Genomic DNA, 26,451 nt, shown 5'->3' on the forward strand with positions numbered 1-26,451 from the left:
AAATAAGATGAATAACTGTTTTTTAGGTGTATTTTTGCAAAAATCCAAAAATAAACAATGTCTCAAAACACTTTAGAAATAGAAAGAGAAGAGAAAAAAGAACTTTATGCATACCAAAAAGGCGATATTGATGCCATTTTTGAACGTTTAGATAATGCTCCAGCTCAACATCATTTATTGTATCAATTACCGACAGGTGGTGGAAAAACAGTAATTTTTTCCGAAATCGTTCGTCGTTATTTAGCTAATAACGATAAAAAAGTGGTTGTCTTAACACACCGTATTGAACTTTGTAAGCAAACTTCAAAAATGCTTAAAGGTTTCGGTGTCAGCAACAAAATAATCAATAGTAAAGTAAAAGAACTACCTGATCAAAACGAGTATTCTTGTTTTGTGGCGATGGTTGAAACTTTAAAAAACCGTATCAATGACGAGAAATTACATCTTGACAACATTGGTTTGGTTATTATTGACGAGGCACATTACAATTCCTTTAGAAAGTTATTAAACTCATTCAAAAATGCCTTTATTCTTGGAGTAACAGCAACACCTTTGAGTTCAAATATAAAATTACCAATGCACCAGAGTTATGATGAACTTATTGTGGGTGACACTATTAGTTCATTGATCGACAAAGGTTTCCTTGCAAGGGCTACAACTTACAGTTATGATGTTGGATTAACATCCTTAAAAGTTGGTATTAATGGAGATTATACGGTAAAATCATCTGATGATTTATATACCAATACAATCATGCAAGAGAAACTTTTGCATGCTTATACAGAACGTTCTTTAGGTAAAAAGACTTTGATTTTCAATAACGGTATTCATACCTCATTATATGTATATGAAACGTTTAGAGAAGCTGGTTACGATATCAGACACCTTGACAACACAAGTAGTTCTGAGGAACGTAAAGATATTTTGGCCTGGTTCAAAAAGACTCCGGATGCAATTTTAACTTCTGTTGGAATTTTGACTACCGGTTTTGATGAGCCAACTGTTGAAACGATTATCTTAAACAGAGCAACAAAATCATTAACTTTATACTACCAAATGATTGGTCGTGGATCTCGTAAATTACCTGGTAAAGACGAGTTTACAGTAATCGATTTGGGTAATAATGCTGCACGTTTTGGTTTATGGAGCGAGCCGGTTAACTGGCAACACATTTTTAAATCACCTGAATTTTATTTAGAAAATCTGCGTGATGATACTGAAATTGAATTGTATTTCAAATACAGTATGCCGCCGGAATTAAGAGCAAAATTCAGTAAAACTGCTGATGTTACTTTTGATGTTGATGAAGAACATAAATTAATTATCAAACAAAATTTACGTTCGAAAGTAGTATTAGACAAATCGTTAGAGCAACACGCTTCAATGTGTGTAGACAATACTGAAACGTTGCAGGAAGCAAAATCATTAGGAAAAGAACTTGATGATGATATCGAATGCCGTATCAAACGTTACGCAAAATGTTTGAGCCAATGTAGTAAAAACTACCGTGAATGGTTGGTTGAAGATTATAAAAAGAATATGACTTTATTAATCGGTAAAAAATACCGTGAAAAAATCATGAACGAACCGGATTGATCTGGTAAAGGTTAAAAAAGTTTCAGGTTTCAGGTTATTTTCTTTGAATATAGTCTAACCGCAAAGTTCGCAAAGTTTTTTTAGCAAAGTCCCCAAGGATTAACTTTGCGTTCATAGCGTAAATCTTTGCGAACTTTGTGGTTAAATACACCATCCAATAACTTGAAACCTGAAACAAAAAAAACAATAAAAACAAAAATCAAAACATGTCTAAACAATTCTCAGCATTAGGAGTTTCAGCACCAATTTTAAAAGCGTTAAGCGAATTGAACATTGTTGAACCAACAGAAATTCAACAAAAAACGATTCCATTACTTTTAGCTGAAAGTCATGATGTTGTAGGTTTGGCAAAAACAGGAACAGGAAAAACTGCTGCTTTTGGATTGCCTTTATTGCAATTGATTAATACTGAAATCACAACTGTTCAGGCTGTAATTTTGGTTCCAACCAGAGAACTTGGACAACAAATATTTAGAAATTTAGAAGATTTTGGAAAACATATTCCGAATATCTCTATAGCTTCAACTTGTGGTGGAATCCCAATAAAACCACAAATTGAACGCCTAACACAGCCAACACAAATTGTTGTGGCTACACCAGGACGTTTAATCGACTTGATTCAACGCAAAGCAATTGATTTAAAACAAACGGAATATCTAGTTCTGGATGAAGCCGATGAAATGGTTTCGATCCTAAAAGAAAGTTTAGACGAAATCGTTGCTGAACTTCCTAAAAAACACCGCACTTTATTGTTTTCAGCCACTTTGCCTGGAACAGTCAAACAATTGATTCAAAATTACTTAAATAAAAATGTAGTTCATGTTAGTGCCAACATGGAAACGGTAGGTAACCAAGGAATTGATCACGAATATATTGTAGTTGACCCGATTGAGAAATTAGATGTTTTAATGCATTTTTTAAACTCAAAAGAAGGAGAACGCGGAATCATTTTCTGTAAAACCAAAGCTGCAGTTAATAAATTGGCCAAAAATCTGGCTATAAATCGTTTTTCTTCAGGAGCATTGCATGGAAGTTTATCTCAGGGAATCCGTGACAGAATTATGGAGCAATTTCGTGAAGGACATATCAATATCTTAGTTGCTACAGACTTAGCTGCAAGAGGAATCGATGTAAAAGAAATCTCTTATGTTGTGAATTACCATTTGCCGGACACTTACGAAACTTACGTTCACAGAAGCGGAAGAACGGCAAGGGCAGGAGCAAAAGGACTTTCATTAACTGTTTTACAAGAAGAGGAAGTAATTGAAATTCCGGAATTTGAAAAAGAATTAGGAATTAAATTCACTAAATTCCAAAAACCATCTGTTGTTAGTTTAGAAGAAAATAATACGCTTCTATGGGCAAAACAAATTTTCAAAACAAAACCCAATCACGATATTTCAGCTGATTTAAAAACAAAAGTGAAAACGGTTTTCCATCATCTTACAAAAGAGGAATTAATAGAGAAACTGATGGCTAATTATGTGTTACAAAACAAAGTTGAAGTAGCCGAAAAACCTGTTAAAAAATTCAAAAAGTAACATTTCGGGTAAATGACTTTTCCAATTTATGTTGTATATTTATAAGGTAAATTTTTATAAAACCTACTTAATCGACAACATATATGAAGATAGTCATTATAGGAGGTGGCTTTGCAGGCATCAATCTCGCAAAAGAGCTTGTCAACCATCCTCAGATACAGGTAACACTTGTAGACAAAAACAATTATAACTTTTTCCCTCCACTTATATATCAGGTTGCAACTGCATTTTTAGAGCCTTCAAGCATTAGTTATCCTTTCAGGAAATTTTTTGCAGGTAAAAAAAACCTGCAGTTTCGTTTGGGAGAATTACTTTCTGTTGTTCCGGAAGAAAACAAAATAATTCTCAGTAATGGAGAACTAACCTACGATCATTTAGTTTTCGCTACAGGAGCTGAAACGAGCTATTTTGGAATGGAAAACGTAATGAAAAACGCTATTCCGATGAAAACCTTAAATGATGCCATCGAAATGCGGAATGCGTTGCTTAAAAACCTTGAAAAAGCAGCTATCTGTAAGGACATTAGAAAACGTCGTAAATTACTAACGATCGTTGTGGCAGGAGGAGGACCAACCGGAGTAGAAGTTTCTGGAATGTTTGCAGAAATGCGTAAAAATATTTTACTAAAAGAATATCCGGAATTAGAAACCTCTGCAAGCAATGTTTATTTGGTCGATGGGGGAGACTCACTACTCTCTCCTATGAGTGAAGCTTCTCAAAAAGACACTTTAGATGCGCTTACAAAACTGGGTGTTGTAGTTAAATTACACACCCGCGTTACAGACTACGTTGACGATACTGTCTTTTTTGAAAACGGCGAAACTATTAAAACTAAAAACTTAATCTGGGCAGCCGGTGTTTCTGCTAAACTTTTTGACGGAATTCCGAAAGAAAGTTATGGACGTGGCAGACGTATGGCAACGGATCAATTTAATAAAGTAAACGGTTTTCAGAATATTTATGCTATTGGCGATACTGCCATTTTAGCTGGAGATGCAAAATTCCCTGACGGACACCCACAGGTTGCTCAGGTTGCCATTCAGCAGGGTTTGAATTTAGCAAAAAACTTTAAAGCAATGGTTCAAAATAAACCTTTGAAACCATTCGCATACAAAGACAAAGGCTCAATGGCAATTATAGGAAAAAATCAGGCTGTTGTTGATCTACCAAGTCCAAAATGGCATTTTAAAGGCTTTTTTGCATGGGTAATTTGGTTGTTTATCCATTTAATTTCTTTGATCACTTATAGAAACAGATTAAATACTTTTTGGAATTGGATGGTAGCTTATTTTGCAAGGGATCAATCTCTTAGAATGATTATCAGACCAGATAAAAAGCAACAGATTGAATAAAATAAATTCCAATTTTTAAATTCCAAATTCCAGGCTTCACAAAAAAGCCAAAATCTAATAGATTTTGGCTTTTTATATTCTATTACTTTATTAAAGAATTGGAATTTGGAATTTAAAAATTGTAATTTATTATTCCTAATGCCCAACCACCATATCATCCTCTATAGAAACTTCTACTTTTTCTTTAATAAACCTTTTACCTATATTCAAAACAACAAGCGCAATTAAAGTCGTCACCGTCATAATAAGAACCATTGGAGCCACAGAATCTTTAACAAAAACGCCAACTGCAAAAGAAGCTAATGCGCCCAAACCTAATTGAATTGCACCCATTAAAGCAGAAGCACTTCCGGCATTTTTAGCAAAAGGAGCCATTGTTAACCCGGCAGTATTTGGGTTTGAAATTCCCAAACAACCTAAAAACAAAAATAACATTGCAATGGTTTCGTACAGTCCCAAAAGATTATTCACTGAAAGTAGCAAGAAAACAATACTGATTGCAGATTGCGAGATCAAAGCTGCCAAAATCATTTGTTCACTAGAAAATTTCTTTAATAAAAGAGAATTTAACTGGCTTGAACCAATAAAACTTACAGACATAAAAGCAAAGATCCATCCGTATGTTTTGGCATCGACATGGTAAATGTCCATAAAAACAATAGGAGAGGCCGCTACGTAAGTAAACAATCCGGAAAAAGCTATCGAACCAGTAAACGCGTAGGTGTAAAACTGAGGTTCTTTTAGTACTTTCATAAAATTAGAAATAATTGGTTTCGGCTTTAGTGAAATTGAGGTATCTGCTTTATAAGAATTAGGCAAACCAACCTGTGAAGCAATTAAAATCGCTATTCCCATACACATTAATATAAGGAACACAATGTGCCATCCAAAATCTTCTGTTACATAACCACCAATTGTTGGTGCTAACATAGGCGAAAGTCCAAGAACAAGCATTAGTAAAGAAAATACTTTCGGTATATCTTTTACAGGGAACAAATCACGAACCATTGCTACTGAAGCTACAGTTGCAGCACAGCTTCCAATAGCCTGGATAAAACGTAAAAAGATAAAAGTATCAATATTATTAACATATATACAGCCTAAAGAAGCAAGAATATAGACCATTAAACCAATAAATAAAGGTTTTTTTCTTCCAAAACGATCCAACAAAGGCCCATAAAGTAATTGTCCGGCGGAAATTCCAATAAAATAACTTGACAAACTCATTGATACTTTGGCCACAGTAGTATGTAAATCCTTAGCAATACCTGCAAAACCTGGCAAATACATATCGATTGAAAAAGGACCAAGCGCTGTTAAAGAACCTAAAATAAGGATGAGTTGAATATATTTTTTTGTTGTCATTTTCTTAAAAAATTGCTTTTTAATTTAAAATATCAATTAATATTTACTATCTTGTTAGATATAATAACCATTTTATACAAAAAGTGGCTATTATGTAAGTTTTCAAAAATGTTTTGAAACTTTAACCATAAAATTTAAATTATGAAAAAAATCACTTTACTATTAGCGCTTATTTTTACAACAATTTCATTTGCGCAAACAATTACATCTAAACAAGAAGATGCAAATGTAGAACAATACGCATTGCTTACAAAAGTAAATCAGTATTATCCCGACATTACATTAAACAAAACAATTACGAATTTTTATGCTGATGGAAAAATTATCGATTCACAACAACAATTCGATTTAAAAGGAACAAAATTTTCAAGTTATAAAATTGGTATCGAGCCTGGCAATAAAAAATTGTTATTTGAATATGTTTCGGATGAAACCGGAAAAGTTTTTGGAGATGTTCAGCTTTTTAAAGGAAACGCCCTAAGAACGACGTTTTCTGATAAAACTAATGAAATTGAAGTTTCCTTAAACGGTAAATCCGTTTTTTTGAAGAAACTAATGTAAACAACTATTTAGATTCAAAACAAGAGCATACGCCATAAACGTATGCTTTTTTGGTTTATATTTGTTACCGGCGTCATGGAAGTTACAGGACATGTTGCTTCACATGGCGAAAAAGCCCAAATAAACATCAAAGGAAAAGATGGTTCAGCAAGTGCGGTTTTATTTGTGAATGAAGGATTATTAGAATTCAATAAACGTGGTGGTGCAGATTTAGTTCCGAAAGAAACAATTCTCACGAAGATCAATTAGGGAAGTTTTCCAAAAAGTAATTCCAAATGGTTAAATGATATGAATTTGGTGTTTTGCAAAAGCACTCAATTTGACCTATAATTTATATTATGTAAAATAGAATATTTTAAAACTGCTTTCTTTACACTCTTATGAACCATTTAATAATATCTACTTAACCAATAGCAAATATCAAAATAGCTTCGATGAAATAAAATAATGCTCCTCGATTTTAATAAATTGCTGTTTTTAAAAGTTTTACAATAAAACTAAAGTTAAATAATAAAGAAATTAACCAATAAAAAATCATTTTAAAGCTTATAAAACTACAAATTTTAACATTTCTTTAAAATAATTATATTCTGATAAAGATGCTTTCATTGTAAGACTTTATTTTATTATTTTTACATTCGATACTTCAAAAAAATTATCAAACGTATGAATACAATTGCTGAGCATATTGCCGATTTTTTAAAAGAATACCCGCCATTTGATAATTTGACTTTTCAGGAATTATCTGATATTGCTACTAACATCAGAGTGCTAAATTTAGAAAAGCATACTGTATTGTTTCAAAACAACGACGTACTTCATGATAGTTTTTATGTTGTGGCATCTGGTGTCATAAATTTGACTACAATTGCTGATGCTGAAGAGACAATTATCAATAAATGTCACGAAGGAGATATTTTTGGCTTAAGACCATTTTTTGCCAAAAATAACTATATGATGACTGCGAAAGCACGCGAGGAAAGTATTGTATATGCTATTCCAATCGCTGTTTTTAGACCTTTTGTAGCTAATAATTCTGATGTTTTAAACTTTTTACTGGAAAGTTTTGCTGTAAATTCAAGACATACAAAAGATAGTGTAAATTCAAACGGAAAATTGATTTCTGATACTTCATTCTATGTAGATCAGCAATCTGAAATGCAATATATTCAATCGCTTAGTTATAATAATTCACCTTTAACTACTGAAGCTAGCCATGTTGTTAAAGATGTTGCCATATTAATGACTGAGGCTATGGTTGATAACATTATTGTGTGCGAAAAAAACAAACCAATTGGTATTGTTACTGCTGCAGATTTATCATCTAAAATTGCCACAGGCCGTTATCCTATTACGGAAACCATTGATAAGATTATGTCTTCGCCAGTAGTTACTGTAATTGAAAACGTGTCACTTGCTGAAGCACAATTATTGATGTTAAAGCATAATGTAACGCATTTATGTGTTACTAAGGATGGTACAAATAAATCTGCTGTTAAAGGAATTATTTCTGAGCATGATTTGATTGTTGCTCAAGCCAGTAATCCTGGTGTTTTGATCAAAGAAATCAAGCGTTCTCAGCTTCCTAAAGATTTAAAACAAATACGTGATCGTTTGTCTGATTTGATTCAGAACTCAATTCAGAAAAACATTCCAATTTCACATATCAGTAATATTGCCAGTGAAATTAATCTTGCTATTATTAAACGTGCCGTTGAATTATCAATTTTAGACTTAGGCTCACCTCCTGCCCGATTTGCATGGTTAAGTATTGGTAGCCAGGGTCGTAAAGAACAACTTTTACTAACTGACCAGGATAGTATTTTAATTTTTGAAGATGTTACTCCGGAAAAATACAGAGAAACAAAAGATTACTTTTTAAGATTAGCAAAAAGAACAACTGCTATCTTAGAAAAAGTAGGTTACGAGTACTGCCCAAATGGTCATATGGGAAGCAATATGTTATGGTGTAAATCACTGACAGACTGGACAAAACAATACAACAGCTGGATGAATACTCCAGGTGAAAACAGCAATGATTTGAGTAGTATTTTCTTTGATTACGAAATTGTTTTTGGAGAACCAAAAATCGAAGAAGTAATTGAAAATGTTATTTTTAAAAATGCTGTAAACAATACTTTATTCTTTGACTTTCTAGGAAATGATGCTTTAAAAAGAAATTCTCCATTAAGCTTCTTCAAGAAATTCATTGTAGAAGAAGAAGGTCCGAATAAAACAAAATTTGATATTAAAACCCGTGCATTAATGCCTTTGATTGATGGTGCACGTTTATTAATTTTGAATGCAAATATTAAAGGAATAAAAAACACCTATTTAAGATTTAAACAGTTAGCGATAACTGACTCTAAAAATGCAGAGATTTACTTAAGTTGTGCTGAAGCTTTTTTAATTTTATCTAAATTTAGAACTGTTGAAGGATTGAAAAATGATGATTCAGGACAATTCATCAATCTTAGAGAAATGTCTAAAACAGATAAGGAAAAATTGAAAAATGCTTTAACACCAATGAAAGACCTTGAGGAATTAATTAAGAGTAAATTTCAACTTACCCAATTCTCATAAAATATGCTAGACTGGCTGAAAAATATCAATAAAGAATATCCGGATTTCTGGAAAGACTATTTAACAAAATTTGAGACAAAGCCCAATCGATTCGTGGTTTTGTCAACTGAAACTTCAGGATTAAATCCTGATAAAGATGTTATTTTATCTCTGGGAGCATTTTCAGTTATTGACGATGGTATTGTAATTAAAGATAATTTTGAATCGGTTTTGTTGCAATATAAATACCTGCAGGATAACGGACTTTCGAACGAGTTTATCATAGAAAGTAAAATGATAAAAATGCCGGAACCTGATGCATTAGAAGCTTTTATAAACTTTCTGGGAAATGCTATCTTAGTTGGTCATCATATTAATTTTGATATCGAAATGCTAAATTCAGCTTTAGAACGCCTGGATTGTGGCCGAATAAAAAATGAAGCTTTGGATGTTGATGTCATGTATAGAAAATTAATGGATGTGAATGACAAACAGTTTTCTTTGGACGATTTATGCGAAATCTATAAAATTCCAAAAAGTGATAGAAATTCTTCCTCTGAAGATGCATATAGAATTGCGCTTTTATTTCTAAAACTAAAATCAAGATTGGGAATAAAATAACTTTATCTAATATAAAATATTCGAAGTTTTAAGTAGTAACAAAGATATTAGACCAACCTATTTTAAAATTAAAAGTCTATGAAAAAGCTATTATTTATAATACCCTTGTTATTTCTTGTTTCAGCAATTTTCGCACAAGATCAAGATCCTTCATCTCGACGTATTTTAGGAAGCTGGTATTCTAATACCAACCGAAGTATAAAATGGATTTTTACACAAGATGGAAAAGTTTATAATTACAATAATGATATAATGAAAGTGATGTATAAATATACTATTTCGCACAGCTGTCAAAACTATTCTGATGAAAGTACTGAATTTGTAACGCTTAGAGACAAGGACGGTGATGAGTTTTGTTTTAAAATAAACGGAATAAACGAAAATAAAAATGGTATTTTATTACTAACTAACTTAAGTAATATGGAGCCTCTCGTTTTTGTAAATGATTTAAATTTAAAAATAACACAATAACAATTAATAAAGATGCTTTTTTTTTTAGCATTTAAGTACTTTTTACAAATAGACTAATAATACAAAATAGACAAATCCTTTTTTTATTCACTATTGTCTTATAAAGCAAAAATGCCTCTTAAAACTAAGAGGCATTTATTTTATTTATTTCAGAATTAAGAAATTCTTTCTTTCATAATTTCTTCAACAATTTCAGGATTTAATAATGTCGAAGTATCTCCAAAATTAGAAAAATCTCCTTCAGCAATTTTACGTAAAATTCTACGCATAATTTTTCCGGAACGTGTTTTTGGTAAACCAGAAACAAACTGAATTTTATCTAGTTTAGCAATTGGCCCAATGTGGTCTGCAATATATTGATTAATCTCTTTAGTTAGGTTTTCTTTATTTCTAACTTCTCCAGTTTCTTTTAAGATTACATAACCATAAAGAGCATTTCCTTTAATTTCATGTGGGAAACCAACAATTGCAGATTCTGCAACAGCCTGATGCTCGTTAATTGCATCCTCGATAGGAGCTGTTCCTAAATTGTGTCCAGAAACGATAACCACGTCATCTACTCTACCGGTAATTCTGTAGTAACCAACTTCATCCCTAAGTGCACCATCTCCTGTAAAATATTTTCCAGGGAAAGCAGAGAAATAAGTTTCTTTATAACGATCGTGATCTCCCCAAATAGTTCTGGCAATTCCGGGCCAGGGAAATTTAATACATAAACTTCCAACTACTTGATTTCCTTCAATCTCATTACGTTTTTCATCCATTAAAACAGGTTGAATTCCAGGTAATGGTAAAGTTGCATACGTTGGTTTTGTTGGTGTTACGAAAGCAATTGGAGAAATCATGATTCCACCAGTTTCTGTTTGCCACCAGGTATCAACCACAGGACATCTTTTATCTCCAACGTGGTCATTAAACCAGTGCCAAGCCTCTTCGTTAATTGGTTCTCCAACAGATCCAATAACTTTTAGTGATTTTAGAGGATATTTTTGAATATAATCTAAACTTTCTTTTGCTAACGAACGAATTGCTGTTGGAGCTGTATAAAATTGTGTGATTTTATGTTTTTCGATGATATCCCAAAAACGGCTAAAATCCGGATAAGATGGAACACCTTCAAAAATAACAGTTGTTCCTCCGTTCAACAATGGACCATATAAAATATAGGAGTGACCCGTAATCCAACCAATATCAGCAGTACACCAGAAAATATCATTTTCTTCGTGACTGAAAACATTTTTAAAAGTATAGGCCGTATAAACCATATAACCTGCAGTAGTATGAACCATACCTTTTGGTTTTCCTGTAGAACCAGAAGTATACAAGATAAACAGAGGATCTTCAGCATCCATAATTTCAGCAACGCTGTTATCCAGCGCTACATCTAATAATGGTTGCAACCATTGGTCACGACCTTCTTTCATTTTAATTTCAGTCTGAGTTCTTTTAACCACCAAAACTTTAGAAACTGATGGACAAGAATCTAATGCTTCGTCAACAATTCCTTTCAAGTCAATAGTTTTATTCCCTCTGTAACCTCCATCAGATGTAATTACCATTTTACATTCGCAATCATTGATTCTTGCAGAAACGGCAGAAGCAGAGAATCCAGCAAAAATTACGGAGTGAATTGCCCCTATTCTCGCACAAGCCAAAACAGCAACAGCCAATTCAGGAATCATTGGTAAGTAAATACAAACTCTGTCTCCTTTACGAACTCCTTGCTCACGCAAAACATTCGCCATTTTTGAAACTCTTTCGTAAAGTTCGTTATATGTTATATGTAAAGCTTCTTCAGAAGGATCATTCGGTTCAAAAATAATTGCCGTCTTTTCTCCTCTTTTGCTTAAATGTCTATCGATACAGTTTTTTGTAATATTAACTTTAGCTTCAGTAAACCATTTTACTTCAGCATCAGCCATATTAAAATCAACTACTTTTTCCCATTGTTGGTACCAAGTAAAATTTTCTTCAGCTATTTTTCCCCAGAATTTCCTTGGTTCTCTTATTGACTTATTGTAATGTTTAAAATATTGTTCTAAATTTTCAATTTTATAATAACTCATATGTTTTTGGAATTTTTTTATAAATGTATTAAATATCAGCGTATTCTTAAAATTATTTAATTCATAAATTTTGACAAAAAAAAACACATATTAAAAAAAATACAATCTTTTAATGTATATAATTTAAAAATTTACTTTTTTAGACAAAATTACATAGTGCAAAAAAGGCATGATAAATAATACCATGCCTTTTTAATTTTAACAATTTCAATAACAATTAATTTTTTGTAATTCTGTCTTACAATCTGCGATTCTATTTTGAAAATAGTAGCAGCTTTATTAATTAAAATAGAAATCTCAACAAGCATATTTATTGCTAAATACACCCCATTATACGGGATTACCTCACTTAACTCACTTGCTCGCAGAAGTTAAGTGAATGCAATATTGCATCTATATCCTTTTTCTTAATAAGTGCTTACTAATTCAAAATATTACATAAAACAGAGATACAGTGCAAATCCCATCACAGTCGAATGTGTGGTAATTCCCAATTTATTATCCAATTTTTTTCATTGCAGTCATAGATTCTCTCAACCAAGCTCCTACTTCTTCGATAGGATGTTGACGAATTTCTTTATTTACGGCAATTAAAATAGCATTATCTACTCCATTTGAAGTTGAGAATGGTTTTCCTATTATATTTGTTTCAACCGTTTTCATGAATTCAGTCAATAACGGCTTACAAGCGTGATCAAATAAATAACATCCGTACTCAGCAGTATCCGAAATAACGCGGTTCATTTCAAACAATTTCTTTCTTGCAATTGTGTTAGCAATTAATGGCAATTCGTGCAATGACTCATAGTAAGCAGACTCTTCAATGATTCCAGCCTCTGTCATAGTTTCAAAAGCTAACTCAACTCCTGCTTTTACCATTGCAATCATTAAAACTCCATTATCAAAATATTCTTGTTCTGGAATTGCAGCTTCTTGTGGTGCTGTTTTCTCGAAGTTAGTTTCTCCAGTTGCTGCTCTCCATTTCAATAAATTTACATCATCATTAGCCCAGTCAAGCATCATAGTTCTTGAGAATTCTCCTGAAATAATATCATCCTGGTGTTTTTGAAATAACGGACGCATAATGTCTTTTAATTCTTCAGCAAGTTCGTAAGCTTCAATTTTTGCAGGATTAGAAAGACGATCCATCATATTGGTGATACCACCATGTTTCAAAGCTTCAGTGATTGTTTCCCATCCGTATTGAATTAATTTTGAAGCATATGCAGCATCGATTCCTTTTTCAACCATTTTATCAAAACATAAAATAGATCCCGTTTGCAATAAACCACAAAGAATAGTTTGCTCACCCATTAAATCTGATTTTACTTCAGCTACGAATGATGATTTCAAAACTCCTGCTTTGTGACCACCAGTTGCAACTGCGTAAGCTTTTGCCTGATCTAAACCAGCTCCATTTGGATCATTTTCAGGGTGAACAGCGATAAGTGTTGGCACACCAAATCCTCTTTTGTACTCTTCACGAACCTCAGAACCAGGACATTTAGGAGCACACATAATTACTGTTATATCTTCACGAATCTGCATTCCTTCTTCAACGATATTAAATCCGTGAGAGTATGCTAAAGTTGACCCGTTTTTCATTAATGGCATAATAGCAGTAACTACAGCAGTATGTTGTTTATCCGGAGTTAAATTACAAACTAAGTCTGCAGTTGGAATTAATTCTTCATATGTACCTACCTTAAAACCGTTTTCAGTAGCATTTTTATAAGAAGCTCTTTTTTCAGCGATTGCATCTGCACGTAATGCATAAGAAATATCTAAACCAGAATCTCTCATGTTTAAACCTTGATTCAAACCTTGTGCACCACAACCTACAATAACAACTTTTTTCCCTGCCAATGCTGCGATTCCGTCTGCAAATTCAGATTGCTCCATAAATTCACAAACTCCTAATTGTTCTAATTGTAATCTAAGTGGTAATGTGTTGAAATAATTTGCCATTTTTTTTAATAATATTTAATGATATGTAATTTATAATTGATACTAGTTAAACGCTTCTAACAATGATGAAATTTCCATTTTTTCTTTAGAAACTGATATTCTGCCTGAACGAACAAATTGCATAATGCCGTAAGGTTTGAATTTTGCGTATAATTCTTCTATCTCAGAACGTCTTCCTGATTTTGAAATCACAAAGAAATCACGAGAAACCGTCACAATTGTAGACTGACTTTCTTTAATGATATTCTGAATTTGTTTTTCATCAAACAACAAACTTGACTGTATTTTAAACAAAGCATTTTCTAAGAAAATTGTTTCTTCATCAGTATGATAAAATGCTTTAATAACTTCAATTTGTTTTTCAATTTGTCCCACGATATTCTGAACCCATTTTTCTGTTGTATTTACAACAATAATAAATCTAGAAACATTCTCTATTTCTGATTCTGAAACGTTTAGGCTTAATATATTAATGTGACGCTTTAAGAATATTCCAGATATTCTGTTCAACAATCCAACATTATTTTCTGAATATACCGATATGGTAAATGTTTTATCTTCCATGTTTTTTTATAGTTTATTTTGTTTCAGGTTTCAAGTTTCAAGTTGTACAACCTGAAACAATATAAACCTGAAACCTGAAACTTTTTCTTTAGCTTAATCTAATCTCTGAAACACAGGCTCCTGTTGGTATCATGGGGAAAACATTATTCTCCTTTTCTACCATAACTTCTAAGAAATAAGAATCTTTTGAAGCCATCATTTCTGCGACAGCTGCATCCAAATCTTCTCTCTGTGTTACTTTTTTAGATTTAATATGATATCCTTCAGCGATAGCGACAAAATTTGGATTAATCATTTTTGTTGATGCATATCTGTTATCAAAGAACAATTCCTGCCATTGACGCACCATTCCTAAAAACTCATTATTTAAAATAACAATTTTTACAGGTACTTTTGTCTGGAAAATAGTTCCTAATTCCTGAATAGTCATCTGGAATCCACCATCACCAATAATAGCAACAACTTCACGATCCGGTCTTCCCATTTTAGCCCCGATAGCCGCTGGTAAAGCAAATCCCATTGTTCCTAAACCACCAGAAGTAATATTACTTTTAGTTGAATTAAATTTCGCATAACGGCAGGCAAACATTTGGTGTTGGCCAACATCAGAAACAATAATCGCATCCCCTTTTGAATGTTTGTTGATCATCTCCATAGTTTCACCCATAGAAATACCTTTTCCATTCGTTGGATTTAATTCTTCATTTATAACAGATTCAACTTCTATTTTGTACAATTCTTTAAACTCATTATGCCATAAATCATGAGATTTTTTCTCAATTAAAGGCAATAGTGCACTTAAAGCTTCTTTTACATCTCCTAGAACAGCTACTTCTGTTTTTACGTTTTTATCAACTTCAGCAGGATCAATTTCAAAGTGAATTACTTTTGCCTGCTTAGCATATGTAGCTAACTTTCCGGTAACACGGTCATCAAAACGCATTCCTAATGCAATTAAAACATCACATTCGTTAGTCAGCATATTTGGTCCATAATTTCCATGCATTCCTAACATCCCAACGTTTAAAGGATGATCTGTTGGCAAAGCTGAAAGACCTAAAATAGTCCAACCTGCAGGAATTCCTGATTTTTCAATAAAAGCTTTCAATTGCTCTTCGGCCTGACCCAAAATAATTCCCTGACCAAAAACTATGAAAGGTTTTTTAGCACTATTAATTAAAGCAGCAGCTTCAGCCACTTTGTCTAGTTTTAATTTTGGAACCGGAACATAACTTCTTATTGAAGTACATTTTTCATAACTAAAATCAAACTCATCAAATTGAGCATTTTTAGTAATATCAATTAATACAGGCCCTGGACGTCCAGAACGTGCAATATAAAATGCTTTTGCAATGATTTCAGGAATTTGAGAAGCTTCAGTAATCTGAAAATTCCATTTGGTTACCGGAGTTGAAATTCCAATAATGTCTGTTTCCTGAAATGCATCAGATCCTAATAAATGTCTTCCAACCTGGCCTGTAATACAAACCATTGGAGTTGAATCAATTTGAGCATCTGCTATTCCGGTAACTAAATTTGTTGCTCCCGGACCTGAAGTAGCAATGGCTACTCCAACTTTTCCTGTAGCTCTGGCATATCCCTGAGCTGCGTGAGTTGCACCTTGTTCGTGACGTACTAAAACGTGGTGTAATTGGTCCTGAAATTTATATAATTCGTCATAAACCGGCATTATGGCTCCTCCAGGATATCCATAAACTAAGTCTACTCCTTCTTCTAATAAACATCTTATAACGGCTTCTGCCCCTGATATTTTCATAGTATATTTTGTTTTATCAATGTCAATTTCAAAAATCAATATCAAAATTCAATCGCAATGTCAAAAATCAATTTCAATGATAAATTCTAAATTGATTTTTTGTTTTTTTTTGCTATTTGATTTTTGATATAGTTATTGTCATTGTCATTGATTTTTGATATTGTTATTTAATTAGTTATCGGTAACGCAACCTGTAGAAGCGCTTGAAACCGATCTGGCGTATTTTAGCAAAACTCCTTTTGTAACTTTTAACGGTGGTTGAACCCAAGCCGCTTTTCTAGCCGCAAATTCTTCGTCGGAAATTTTCAGGTCGATTGTATTTTTTACTGCATCGATAGCAATTAAATCACCATCTTTTACAAGTGCAATACCACCACCATCATAAGCCTCTGGTGTAATATGTCCTACGACAAAGCCATGTGAACCTCCAGAGAATCTGCCGTCTGTGATAAGAGCACAAGTACTTCCTAATCCAGCACCAATAATAGCTGATGTAGGTTTTAGCATTTCAGGCATCCCCGGACCACCTTTTGGTCCACAATACCTGATGACGACTACATTGCCTGGTTTTATTTTTCCGGCCTCAAGACCAGGAATCACTTCAAATTCACCTTCAAATACAACAGCTGGTCCTTCAAAATATTCTCCTTCTTTTCCGCTGATTTTTGCAACAGCACCTTCAGAAGCAAGATTTCCGTATAAAACCTGAATATTTCCAGTTGGTTTTAATGCTTTTTGAATTTCATGAATTACTTGTTGTCCATCTTGTAAATCCGGAGTAGATGCTAAATTCTCAGCTACTGTTTTTCCGGTTACCGTTAAACAATCTCCGTGAATCAATCCTACTTTTAATAAATATTTCATTACTGAAGGAATTCCTCCCGCTTCATGAATATCTTCCATCATATATTTACCACTTGGCTTCATATCAGCCAATACTGGTGTTCTGTCATTAATTGCCTGAAAATCATCCAAAGTAATCTTAATATCAACAGCGTGTGCCATGGCAATTAAGTGCATAACTGCATTTGTAGAACCTCCTAAAACAGCTACTATTGTAATAGCATTTTCGAAAGCTTTGCGAGTCATAATATCTCTTGGCTTAATATCTTTTTCTAATAATATTTTGATTGCTTCACCTGCAGCCAGACACTCGTCTCTTTTTTCCTGACTCAAAGCAGGATTTGAAGAACTGTATGGTAAGCTCATACCTAATGCTTCGATTGCTGAAGACATTGTATTTGCTGTATACATTCCGCCACAAGCACCAGCACCAGGACATGCATTTTGAATTACTCCTTTAAAATCTTCAGGAGTGATTTCGTTTTTTACTTTTTTTCCTAAAGCTTCAAAAGCAGATACAATATTTAAAGATTCTCCTTTCCATTTTCCTGAATGAATTGATCCTCCGTACACCATCATCGATGGGCGGTTTAATCTCCCCATTGCAATTAATGCACCAGGCATATTTTTATCACAACCAGGAATGGCAATTACACCATCATACCATTGTGCTCCCACAACAGTTTCAATAGAATCTGCAATTACATCACGAGAAACCAATGAAAAACGCATTCCTTCAGTACCGTTAGAAATTCCGTCACTAACACCAATAGTATTAAAAATAAGTCCGACCAGATCTGCATCCCAAACACCTTTTTTAACATCTTTTGCTAAATCGTTCAGGTGCATGTTGCAAGTGTTACCATCGTAACCCATGCTCACAATACCTACTTGTGCTTTTTTCAAATCTTCTTCAGTTAAACCAATCCCATACAACATCGCTTGCGCCGCAGGTTGTGTTTGATCTTGAGTGATGGTTTTGCTGTACTTATTTAATTCCATTATGTATTAATTTATTTTAATTTTTATTCAAAAAAAAACCTTCCAGTATTTGGAAGGTTTATAATATAGTTTTTCAATTATATTTATACCATTCCCGATGCAGATGTGAAAATCACATTGACAACAACGACAGAAGTAATAATAATTGAGATTTGCATCTTGTTATTTTTTTAGTGTGACAAAAGTATAAAAACTTACGTTACTAAAAAAATAAAATCTCAACATTTTAGATACTTCTTGTTATTTCTTTTAAGTTTTAACAAAAAATATTAAACAATTGTCGATTGTCCGATATGAACGTTGTCATTATTAAAATATAGCAAATCGTCTTTGCTGAAAATAAAATTAGAAACAAACTCCCCTACTTCATTTGTACCGAATTTTGAATCCGCTTTTAAATCAACAGTAACCACTTTAAATTCAATAGCTTTTTCAATTGCCTGATAAATTACATTGGCTTCTTTAAATAAGCCAAAATGTTCTAACAGCATGGCCGCTGATAAAATTGAAGCAATTGGATTGGCAATATTTTTTCCTTTTGCTTGTGGATACGAACCGTGAATAGGTTCAAACAATGCATTTTTTTCTCCTAAAGATGCCGAAGCCAATAAACCAATAGAACCTGTAATAACACTTGCTTCATCTGATAAAATATCTCCAAATAAATTCTCTGTCAAAATCACATCAAATTGTTTTGGATTTAAGATGATCTGCATTGCTGCATTATCCACAAATAAAAAGTCTAAAGCCACATCAGGATAACTTTCGCCCACTTTCTGAACTACTTTTCTCCATAATCTTGACGTTTCCAAAACATTTGCTTTGTCTACCATTGTTAACTTTTTACGACGATTTTGTGCCGACTTAAAAGCTAAATGTGCAATTCTGGTAATTTCTTCTTCTGAATACTCACATAAATCAGAAGCATGTGTTCCTTCTTCATTTAATGTTTTAGCTCCAAAATAAGCTCCACCTGTTAATTCTCTGAAAATAGTAAAATCTGCGCCTTCGATAATTTCTCTTTTTAAAGGAGAAGCATCAAGTAATGATTTATAAGGTTTAATTGGACGAATATTCGCGAACAATCCCAATTCTTTTCTCAATTTCAATAATCCCTGCTCCGGACGAACTTTTGCATTTGGATTATTATCGTATTTAGGATCTCCGATTGCTCCAAATAAAACAGCATCAGTATTCAGGCAAAGATTAAGCGTTTGTTCCGGCAGCGGATTTCCCGTTTTGTCAATGGCAATCGCCCCCATCAGCGCTTCCTCAAAAACAAATTCATGATTGTACACTTCGCCAATTGCGTACAACGCTTTTTTGGCTTGTAAAATTACTTCCGGTCCAATTCCGTCTCCTGGTAAAACTGCTATTTTCAAATTCATAACGTCTCGTTCTTTATGTATTTAAATCTTTTATTTTTGTTCTTTGTTCTATTTTCTTTGTTCTTTTCAACTAGGTTCTTTTCAACTAGCTTCTGATCAAGTCTCCCTGAATTTTTGAAGCTTCAATAATCTGATGAATATCAGCATCGATAACTTCTTTTTTAATATCAGCGAATTTCAAAAACTCAATGTATACAATATCTAATTGTACTTTAGTAAGCTCATAGCCTACTTTTTTAGCACGGTAAGCCAAAGCAGCTCTTCCGCTTCTTGCAGTCAAAATAATAGATGATTCGTTTACACCCACATCAAGCGGATCCATGATTTCGTAAGTCGCTCTGTTTTTGATCACACCATCCTGGTGAATTCCTGAGCTGTGTGCAAAAGCATTTGCTCCTACAATAGCCTTATTTGGCTGTACAATCATTCCCATACTTTCAGAAACCAAACGACTCATTTCGTTTAACTCTCTTGTATTAATGTTTGTATCTAAATTAAGATAAGGATGTTGCTTGAAAATCATTACTACTTCTTCAAGTGCAGTATTTCCAGCTCTTTCACCAATACCATTAATAGTACATTCTATTTGTCTCGCTCCATTAATCGCACCTGCAATAGAGTTTGCAGTTGCCATTCCTAAATCATTATGACAGTGACAGGAAAGAATTACATTTTCAATTCCTTTTACGTTTTCTTTTAAATATTTAATTTTTGCTCCGTATTCTTCTGGCAAACAATATCCTGTTGTATCAGGAATATTTAATACTGTGGCTCCGGATTTAATTACTTCTTCACAAACCTGCGCTAAGAAAGCGTTATCTGTTCTACCAGCATCTTCTGCATAAAATTCAACATCTTCTACATATGATTTAGCATGAGATACTGCAAATTTTGCTCTGGCAATAATATCTTCTCTGGTAGTATTTAATTTATGGAGTATATGAGATTCAGATGTTCCGATTCCAGTGTGGATTCTAGGTCTTTTAGCATGCTTTAAGGCAGCTGCAGCAACATCAATGTCGTTTTTTACGGCTCTTGTTAGTCCACAGACGGTTGCATTTTCTACAATTTTACAAATCTCAGAGACCGATAAAAAATCGCCCGGACTTGACACAGGAAAACCTGCTTCGATAACGTCAACTCCCATTTTGTCTAGTCGTTCTGCGATAACTAATTTTTGCTTAGTATCTAACTTACATCCTGGAACTTGTTCACCATCGCGCAAAGTGGTGTCAAAAATTTGAACTTTCTCTCTATTCATATTCATTTATTTAATGTAATTTCACATCTTGATAACAAATATATATTGTACTTACGCAGTATGAAATTCATTTTAATGAAATTATACTGTTCATAACACAATTTATAACGAGTTAATTATTTAGTAATCAATAAGTTACATTATTATATTTTACAATGGCTAACCATCAAAAAGATTTCTTATTTGTTCTGATAAAATCGCTTTCCAAATCCGAGAAAAGACAGTTTAAAATTTTTGCGAGCCGATTAGAGACCAGTTCCAATACTAAATTCATCGAGTTATTTAATATTTTAGACAAGTCCGAAACCTATGATGAAAAGCTGATTTTAAAGAGCGGAATCATCAAAAAAATACAGTTATCTAATTTAAAATCATATTTATACAAACAGATTTTAGTAAGCATTCGATTGAATATTCCTAGTCAGAATATTCGATATCAATTGCGTGAACAAATTGATTTTGCAGGTATTTTATATAATAAAGGTCTTTACAAACAGAGTTTAAAAATTCTGGATAAGACAAAAATCATTGCACTTGAAAATGATGAAAAATATATGGCGTATGAAATTGTGGAATTCGAAAAGCTAATCGAATCGCAATATATTACACGAAGTATTCAGGGGCGTGCAGATGAATTAGTTATTCAGGCAAAAGAACTGAATTATCGAAATACAATTTCAAGCAAACTATCAAATTTATCACTTCAGTTATACGGAATTATGCTGAAAACTGGTTATGTAAAAAATGATGAAGAGTATAAATATATTGATGATTATTTCAATAAACATATCGCCAAATTAGACGAAAGCAAATTTGGTTTCCGCGAAAAATACTGGTTTTACAATGCTAATCTTTGGCGTAGTTTCCTTGTTCAGGATTTTTTAGCCAGTTATAAATATGCTTATAAATGGGTTAGACTGTTTTATGATAATTCAAATATGATTTATCAAAACCCTGTATTTTTTCTAAAAGGAAATCATTACTTTTTAGAGTCTTTATATATGTTGAAATATCAATCTAATTTCAAGAAATATTTAACTTTATTAGAAGAAACAATTGCAGATCCAAAATTTCCGGTAAACGATAACATTGCATCGCTATCCTTTTTATATGTATATAACAATAAGTTAAATTTACACATCCTTGAAGGTACATTTGCTGAAAGCGAATATTTGATTCCGGAGATTTTAGAGAAAATAAAAATTCATAGTGAACATCTTGATGAACATCATGAAATGTTATTTTTCTATAAAATTGCATCTATATATTTTGGAAATGAAAAGTACAACGAATGTATTTTTTATTTAGATAAAATCATCAATAATAAGAACTTATCGATGCGAGAGGATTTAATGTGTTTTGCGAGACTATTATCGTTGATTGCACATTATGAGTTAGGAAAAGACTATTACTTAGAAAATCATCTTAAGAGTACGTACAAGTTTTTATTGAAAATGAATGATTTACATGAAGTTCAAAAGGAAATTATCAAATTCTTAAGAAACCTGAATAACTTCTATCCGGCAGACATTAAAAAGGAATTTATTAAGATGCGGGAACGTTTTATTGAATTAGAGAAAAACACTTACGAAAAAAGAGCTTTCCTGTATTTAGATATTATTTCCTGGCTGGAAAGTAAAATTGAAAACCGAAAAATTGCTGATATTATTAAGGAAAAGGCGAAATTGAGCAGCAGGTAGAAGGTTAAAAATTCAATCTAAAAAAATCCAAATTCCAATAAGAATTATTTATACAAAACAAACCCGACAAGTTGTAAATCTTGTCGGGTTTGTTTTTTTATCTGCAGTAACAGCACGTAGAAGTACCTTCCAGGCAAACATCTCCTTTGCCTGGCGCAATGCTCAGGACTCCTCCTGCAGGACCACACAATCTATCGCACAAACCAATTGTTGGATTTACATACGGAAGTTGGCCTCCAAAAATATACTTTTGAGCGTCTTTACTTAAGATTTCTGCATTTTTCATGTTTTTTAAATTTTTCATAATGGTTTTGATTTGTTTTGTTTGTTTCCTACTCTATTAGCTTTTCGGATGACGCTTTTAATAACCATAAATCGCTTTATTTCAGGTTATTAAAATCTAAATTACATAATAAAATGGTAATATTCGTACAAATATTTAAATTAAAATTAGAAAATATCTGAAAATTTGTAAGAAGCCTTTATTTACAACCATTAGGCAAATTTTAAAAGTCTCATCTCTTTATAATCCACCTTGCAATAAAAAAATCCCAAACTCCAGCAATTGGAATTTGGGATTTTATAATTTGAAATTCACTTAAGTTATTCCACAATATTAGAACTCGTTACATAAAAGTTTTTATCAACTTCTAACGCTCGATTTTCATTTGTTGTTTTTAATGACTGCCATTCTGTTGTTGGTTTCAACCAGGTTTCTACTCCGTTTATTTTCACTTTTACAGCCATATCAAATTTAGAGACACAATTAGTCCAGTGATATCCTAAAGTTCCATTTTTGAACATGTATTCAAAAACCGGAATTTGAGTTGTGGTTAAATACTGAGCAAAAACTCTGTTGAAATTAATTCCGGATTGCGCATTGATATAATCTTCAATTTGTTTCGAGGTAACTGTTTGGTGATAAAAAGTACTGTTTAAACCTCTCAAAATCGATTTCCATTTTGCATCATCATTAATAATTTGGCGAATGGTATGTAACATGTTTGCTCCTTTAGGATACATATCACCTGATCCTTCATTATTTACATCATAATGACCAATAATTGGTGTGTCGTTATGGATGTTTTTCCTACATCCAATAACATATTCAGCTCCGGCTTCTTTTCCATAATAATATTCCACAAAAAGGCTTTCAGAATAATTGGTAAAACTCTCATGGATCCACATATCTGCAATATCTTTATACGTAATATTGTTGGCAAACCATTCATGTCCGGATTCGTGAATAATGATAAAATCAAATTTTAACCCCCAACCCGTTCCACTTAAATCACGACCTAAATAACCGTTTTTATACCCGTTTCCATAAGTTACACTACTTTGGTGTTCCATACCTAAATAAGGAGCTTCAACTAATTTATAACTGTCTTCGTAAAATGGATAAGGTCCAAACCAGTTTTCAAATGCTTTTAACATTCTTGGAGCATCTTTAAATTGTTCCTTGGCCTTAGCTAAATTATCACGCAAAACGTAATAATTACAATCTAAATCACCTTTTTCACCTTTATACTTTTCAGAGAAATTAACATAATCTCCAATGTTGATGTTTACACCGTAGTTATTAATTGGGTTCGAAACATACCAGTTAAAGGTTTTTGTACCATCTTTTTCCTTTTTAACGCTTTGAAGTCTTCCGTTCGAAACATCTGTCAAATCTCCGGGAACATTTACGCTAATCAACATATTTTCTACTTCATCATACATATGATCTTTACACGGCCACCAAACGCTTGCACCTAAACCCTGACAAGATGAAGCTATAAAATCTTTTCCGTTATTGTCTTTCTTCCATGTAATTCCTCCGTCCCACGGTGGTTTAATAGCTTCTTTAGGTATTCCTCCAAAAGATATTACAATTTCTTTGGTTTCGCCTATTTTTTGTTTTGCTGTTAACTGAATAAAGAAAGCATTACCATCTCTTTCAAATTTCAATTCTTTTCCGTCCTGCGTGACCTTATAAATTTGCATTGGTTCCTGCAAATCAATCTGCATTTTATTGTATTCTTTTAAAACAGTATATTTAACGGTATTTGAGCCTTTAATAGTTTTATCAGAAGGATTTACTTTTACATCAAGATGATAGTATTTTAAATCCCACCAGGCTCTTTCTTTTGTAATGCTTCCGCGTAAAGTGTCCTGATGTGTAAAAACGGTTTCAGACTTATTTAAAAGTCCTTGCGCATTGGCATTAAAACCAACCAAAAAGGCAATAAAAACGCCTCCAAAGTAATTTTTCATAAATAGAAATTTGAAATAAATAGGGTAATCAAGTGAACTTAATCTGTAACAAATGTAAACATTCATATCAAGTTTATAATAATTTTATAATTTCAATTCGGATAATTTAATGTTAAAATTCATTATTGTTCTTTATTTTAGCTAGTTCATTTTTTCACTAATACATTATGAAATCTATTTCAATTATTTCTTTTTTATATTTTTTGTGCTCGATAACAGTTTATTCACAAAACATACCCGTTCATACGACTAATAGTAAAATGATTATTGATGGTGATTTAGCTGATTGGAAACACCTTTTACCGGCCCATTTGTTATTCATAATTCAGGAGAAAAAGCGACACAAAGCACAATGGTTTCACTTTCGTGGAATAACGAGAGCCTTTATATTGCGTATAATTCAGTTGATTCTAAGATCATCGGATCAAATCAGAAAAAAGATTCAAAAATTTTCAGTACAGATGATTTGGTAGAAATTTTTATTGATGCCGATGGAAATGGACAAGATTATATTGAGCTGGGCGTAAATGCTTTTTCAACCAATTATGACATGCTTTTAAAATGTATTTCTTCTAATTGTGGTGGATGGAAAACATCAATGATTTACGACATAGAAGGACTTGAAACGGCTAGTAAAATAACAGCTGAAGGATTTACCACCGAAATTAAGATTCCGTTTTCAAGCTTAGAAAAGATTCAAAATGGTAATTTTAAGAAACCTATAGCAGGAACAAAATGGAAAGGAAATGCTTTTAGAATTGATTACGGTAATACAACCGAATACCTTGCGTTACAGCCTTATAAAAGTCTGAAATTTGGATTTCATCAACCGCAGGAATTTGCGGTATTTGAGTTTGTGGAGTAGTTATTGGTTTAATTTGTTTCAGGTTTCAGGTTATCGCGCATAACTTGAAACCTGAAACCTGAAATAAAATCTTTTACTTCTGACGTTTCTTCAAAACATCAACAACATCATTCAATTGAAATCCTTTTGCCTGCAATAAAATCAAATAATGAAACAATAAATCGGCACTTTCGCTAAGAAATAAATCGTCGTTGTCATCTTTTGCTTCAATAACCACTTCCACGGCTTCTTCACCAACTTTTTGAGCAATTTTATTGATTCCTTTTTCAAATAAAGAAGCAACATAACTTTTCTCAGAATCAGCATTTTCTCTTCTGGTTTTAATAGTATTTTCCAAATGAGAAATAAACCCATAATTTGCTGCATTCGATTCCTGCCAGCAAGTATCCGCTCCTGTATGACAAGTTGGTCCAACTGGTTTCGCCTGAATCAAAAGTGTATCGCCATCGCAATCATTTTTAATATCTACGAGTTCTAGAAAGTTACCACTCTCCTCGCCTTTTGTCCAAAGTCTTTGCTTAGAACGGCTAAAAAAAGTAACTTTTTGAGTTTCTATTGTTTTTTGAAGCGACTCTTCATTCATATATCCCAGCATCAAAACATTTTTTGTTTCTGAATCCTGAATTATGGCTGGAATCAAGCCGTGTGCGCTTTTAATATCTATATTCATTTTATTTTAGATTATTTAT

General features: G+C 32.7%; 21 protein-coding genes. 10 read left to right on the forward strand and 11 right to left on the reverse strand.

Translation table 11 applies throughout. The annotated features are described in order from the left end of the window. The first annotated feature begins 57 nt into the window (after window positions 1–57). The 3 genes from B0A65_RS11480 to B0A65_RS11490 all read left to right on the forward strand — a co-directional run bounded on the left by B0A65_RS11480 (window position 58) and on the right by B0A65_RS11490 (window position 4,489). Window positions 58–1,596 carry a DEAD/DEAH box helicase gene (locus B0A65_RS11480; protein WP_074661330.1) on the forward strand — a complete coding sequence of 513 codons (1,539 nt, stop codon included), beginning with the start codon at window positions 58–60 and terminating at the stop codon, window positions 1,594–1,596. A gap of 206 nt (window positions 1,597–1,802) precedes the next feature. Further along, complete coding sequence (locus B0A65_RS11485) at window positions 1,803–3,137, forward strand: DEAD/DEAH box helicase (protein WP_074661327.1); 1,335 nt, start codon at window positions 1,803–1,805, stop codon at window positions 3,135–3,137. Between the two features lie 83 nt (window positions 3,138–3,220). Further along, on the forward strand, window positions 3,221–4,489 hold the full coding sequence (locus B0A65_RS11490) for an NAD(P)/FAD-dependent oxidoreductase (RefSeq protein ID WP_074661323.1): 1,269 nt from the start codon (window positions 3,221–3,223) through the stop codon (window positions 4,487–4,489). A 135-nt stretch (window positions 4,490–4,624) separates the two neighbouring features. Here the strand turns inward: B0A65_RS11490 and B0A65_RS11495 are convergent, their stop codons facing one another. Further along, window positions 4,625–5,854: a multidrug effflux MFS transporter gene (locus B0A65_RS11495; protein WP_074661320.1), complete on the reverse strand. Its 1,230-nt coding sequence runs from the start codon at window positions 5,852–5,854 to the stop codon at window positions 4,625–4,627. A 141-nt stretch (window positions 5,855–5,995) separates the two neighbouring features. Here B0A65_RS11495 and B0A65_RS11500 point away from each other — a divergent pair, with 141 nt between their 5' ends. From B0A65_RS11500 to B0A65_RS11520, 5 genes are all read left to right on the forward strand, one after another. Then, complete coding sequence (locus B0A65_RS11500) at window positions 5,996–6,415, forward strand: hypothetical protein (RefSeq protein WP_074661318.1); 420 nt, start codon at window positions 5,996–5,998, stop codon at window positions 6,413–6,415. 42 nt (window positions 6,416–6,457) lie between these two features. Beyond that, window positions 6,458–6,664 (forward strand): hypothetical protein, encoded by a 207-nt coding sequence (locus tag B0A65_RS11505; protein WP_207556425.1) that lies wholly within the window; start codon window positions 6,458–6,460, stop codon window positions 6,662–6,664. Window positions 6,665–7,081: 417 nt separating this feature from the next. Next, window positions 7,082–8,998, forward strand: coding sequence for a DUF294 nucleotidyltransferase-like domain-containing protein (locus tag B0A65_RS11510; RefSeq protein ID WP_074661315.1), 1,917 nt, complete (start codon window positions 7,082–7,084; stop codon window positions 8,996–8,998). A gap of 3 nt (window positions 8,999–9,001) precedes the next feature. Then, window positions 9,002–9,598 (forward strand): 3'-5' exonuclease, encoded by a 597-nt coding sequence (locus tag B0A65_RS11515; RefSeq protein WP_074661312.1) that lies wholly within the window; start codon window positions 9,002–9,004, stop codon window positions 9,596–9,598. 78 nt (window positions 9,599–9,676) lie between these two features. Next, on the forward strand, window positions 9,677–10,069 hold the full coding sequence (locus B0A65_RS11520) for a hypothetical protein (RefSeq protein WP_074661310.1): 393 nt from the start codon (window positions 9,677–9,679) through the stop codon (window positions 10,067–10,069). Between the two features lie 155 nt (window positions 10,070–10,224). Here the strand turns inward: B0A65_RS11520 and acs are convergent, their stop codons facing one another. From acs to B0A65_RS11555, 7 genes are all read right to left on the reverse strand, one after another. Next, window positions 10,225–12,135 carry an acetate--CoA ligase gene (gene acs, locus B0A65_RS11525; protein ID WP_074661307.1) on the reverse strand — a complete coding sequence of 637 codons (1,911 nt, stop codon included), beginning with the start codon at window positions 12,133–12,135 and terminating at the stop codon, window positions 10,225–10,227. A 498-nt stretch (window positions 12,136–12,633) separates the two neighbouring features. Continuing rightward, window positions 12,634–14,103, reverse strand: coding sequence for a ketol-acid reductoisomerase (gene ilvC / locus B0A65_RS11530; protein ID WP_074661305.1), 1,470 nt, complete (start codon window positions 14,101–14,103; stop codon window positions 12,634–12,636). 42 nt (window positions 14,104–14,145) lie between these two features. Continuing rightward, the gene (gene ilvN, locus B0A65_RS11535) at window positions 14,146–14,667 is read right to left on the reverse strand and encodes an acetolactate synthase small subunit (protein ID WP_074661302.1); all 522 of its coding nucleotides are present in this window, start codon (window positions 14,665–14,667) and stop codon (window positions 14,146–14,148) included. 88 nt (window positions 14,668–14,755) lie between these two features. Next, entirely contained in the window at window positions 14,756–16,444 is a 1,689-nt protein-coding gene (gene ilvB / locus B0A65_RS11540) for a biosynthetic-type acetolactate synthase large subunit (RefSeq protein ID WP_074661733.1), read from the reverse strand. Between the two features lie 171 nt (window positions 16,445–16,615). Next, window positions 16,616–18,289, reverse strand: coding sequence for a dihydroxy-acid dehydratase (gene ilvD, locus B0A65_RS11545; RefSeq protein WP_074661299.1), 1,674 nt, complete (start codon window positions 18,287–18,289; stop codon window positions 16,616–16,618). Between the two features lie 269 nt (window positions 18,290–18,558). Continuing rightward, window positions 18,559–19,677 (reverse strand): 3-isopropylmalate dehydrogenase, encoded by a 1,119-nt coding sequence (leuB, locus tag B0A65_RS11550; RefSeq protein ID WP_074661296.1) that lies wholly within the window; start codon window positions 19,675–19,677, stop codon window positions 18,559–18,561. Between the two features lie 85 nt (window positions 19,678–19,762). Next, on the reverse strand, window positions 19,763–20,938 hold the full coding sequence (locus B0A65_RS11555; RefSeq protein WP_074661730.1) for a 2-isopropylmalate synthase: 1,176 nt from the start codon (window positions 20,936–20,938) through the stop codon (window positions 19,763–19,765). Window positions 20,939–21,093: 155 nt separating this feature from the next. On the opposite strand from B0A65_RS11555, the gene B0A65_RS11560 reads away from it, so the two are divergent. Then, window positions 21,094–22,638, forward strand: coding sequence for a hypothetical protein (locus tag B0A65_RS11560; RefSeq protein WP_074661293.1), 1,545 nt, complete (start codon window positions 21,094–21,096; stop codon window positions 22,636–22,638). Between the two features lie 97 nt (window positions 22,639–22,735). Here B0A65_RS11560 and B0A65_RS11565 read toward each other — a convergent pair whose 3' ends face one another. Further along, window positions 22,736–22,942, reverse strand: a complete 207-nt coding sequence (locus tag B0A65_RS11565; RefSeq protein ID WP_089069629.1) for a hypothetical protein — start codon at window positions 22,940–22,942, stop codon at window positions 22,736–22,738. 299 nt (window positions 22,943–23,241) lie between these two features. Then, window positions 23,242–24,897, reverse strand: coding sequence for a M1 family metallopeptidase (locus B0A65_RS11570; RefSeq protein WP_074661286.1), 1,656 nt, complete (start codon window positions 24,895–24,897; stop codon window positions 23,242–23,244). 286 nt (window positions 24,898–25,183) lie between these two features. On the opposite strand from B0A65_RS11570, the gene B0A65_RS11575 reads away from it, so the two are divergent. After that, window positions 25,184–25,762, forward strand: a complete 579-nt coding sequence (locus B0A65_RS11575) for a carbohydrate-binding family 9-like protein (RefSeq protein WP_242670273.1) — start codon at window positions 25,184–25,186, stop codon at window positions 25,760–25,762. 73 nt (window positions 25,763–25,835) lie between these two features. Here B0A65_RS11575 and hisIE read toward each other — a convergent pair whose 3' ends face one another. Beyond that, window positions 25,836–26,432, reverse strand: coding sequence for a bifunctional phosphoribosyl-AMP cyclohydrolase/phosphoribosyl-ATP diphosphatase HisIE (hisIE, locus tag B0A65_RS11580; protein ID WP_074661283.1), 597 nt, complete (start codon window positions 26,430–26,432; stop codon window positions 25,836–25,838). Window positions 26,433–26,451: the final 19 nt, after the last annotated feature.

Source organism: Flavobacterium frigidimaris, assembly GCF_002217275.1.
In the GTDB taxonomy this organism is placed as follows: domain Bacteria; phylum Bacteroidota; class Bacteroidia; order Flavobacteriales; family Flavobacteriaceae; genus Flavobacterium; species Flavobacterium aquidurense.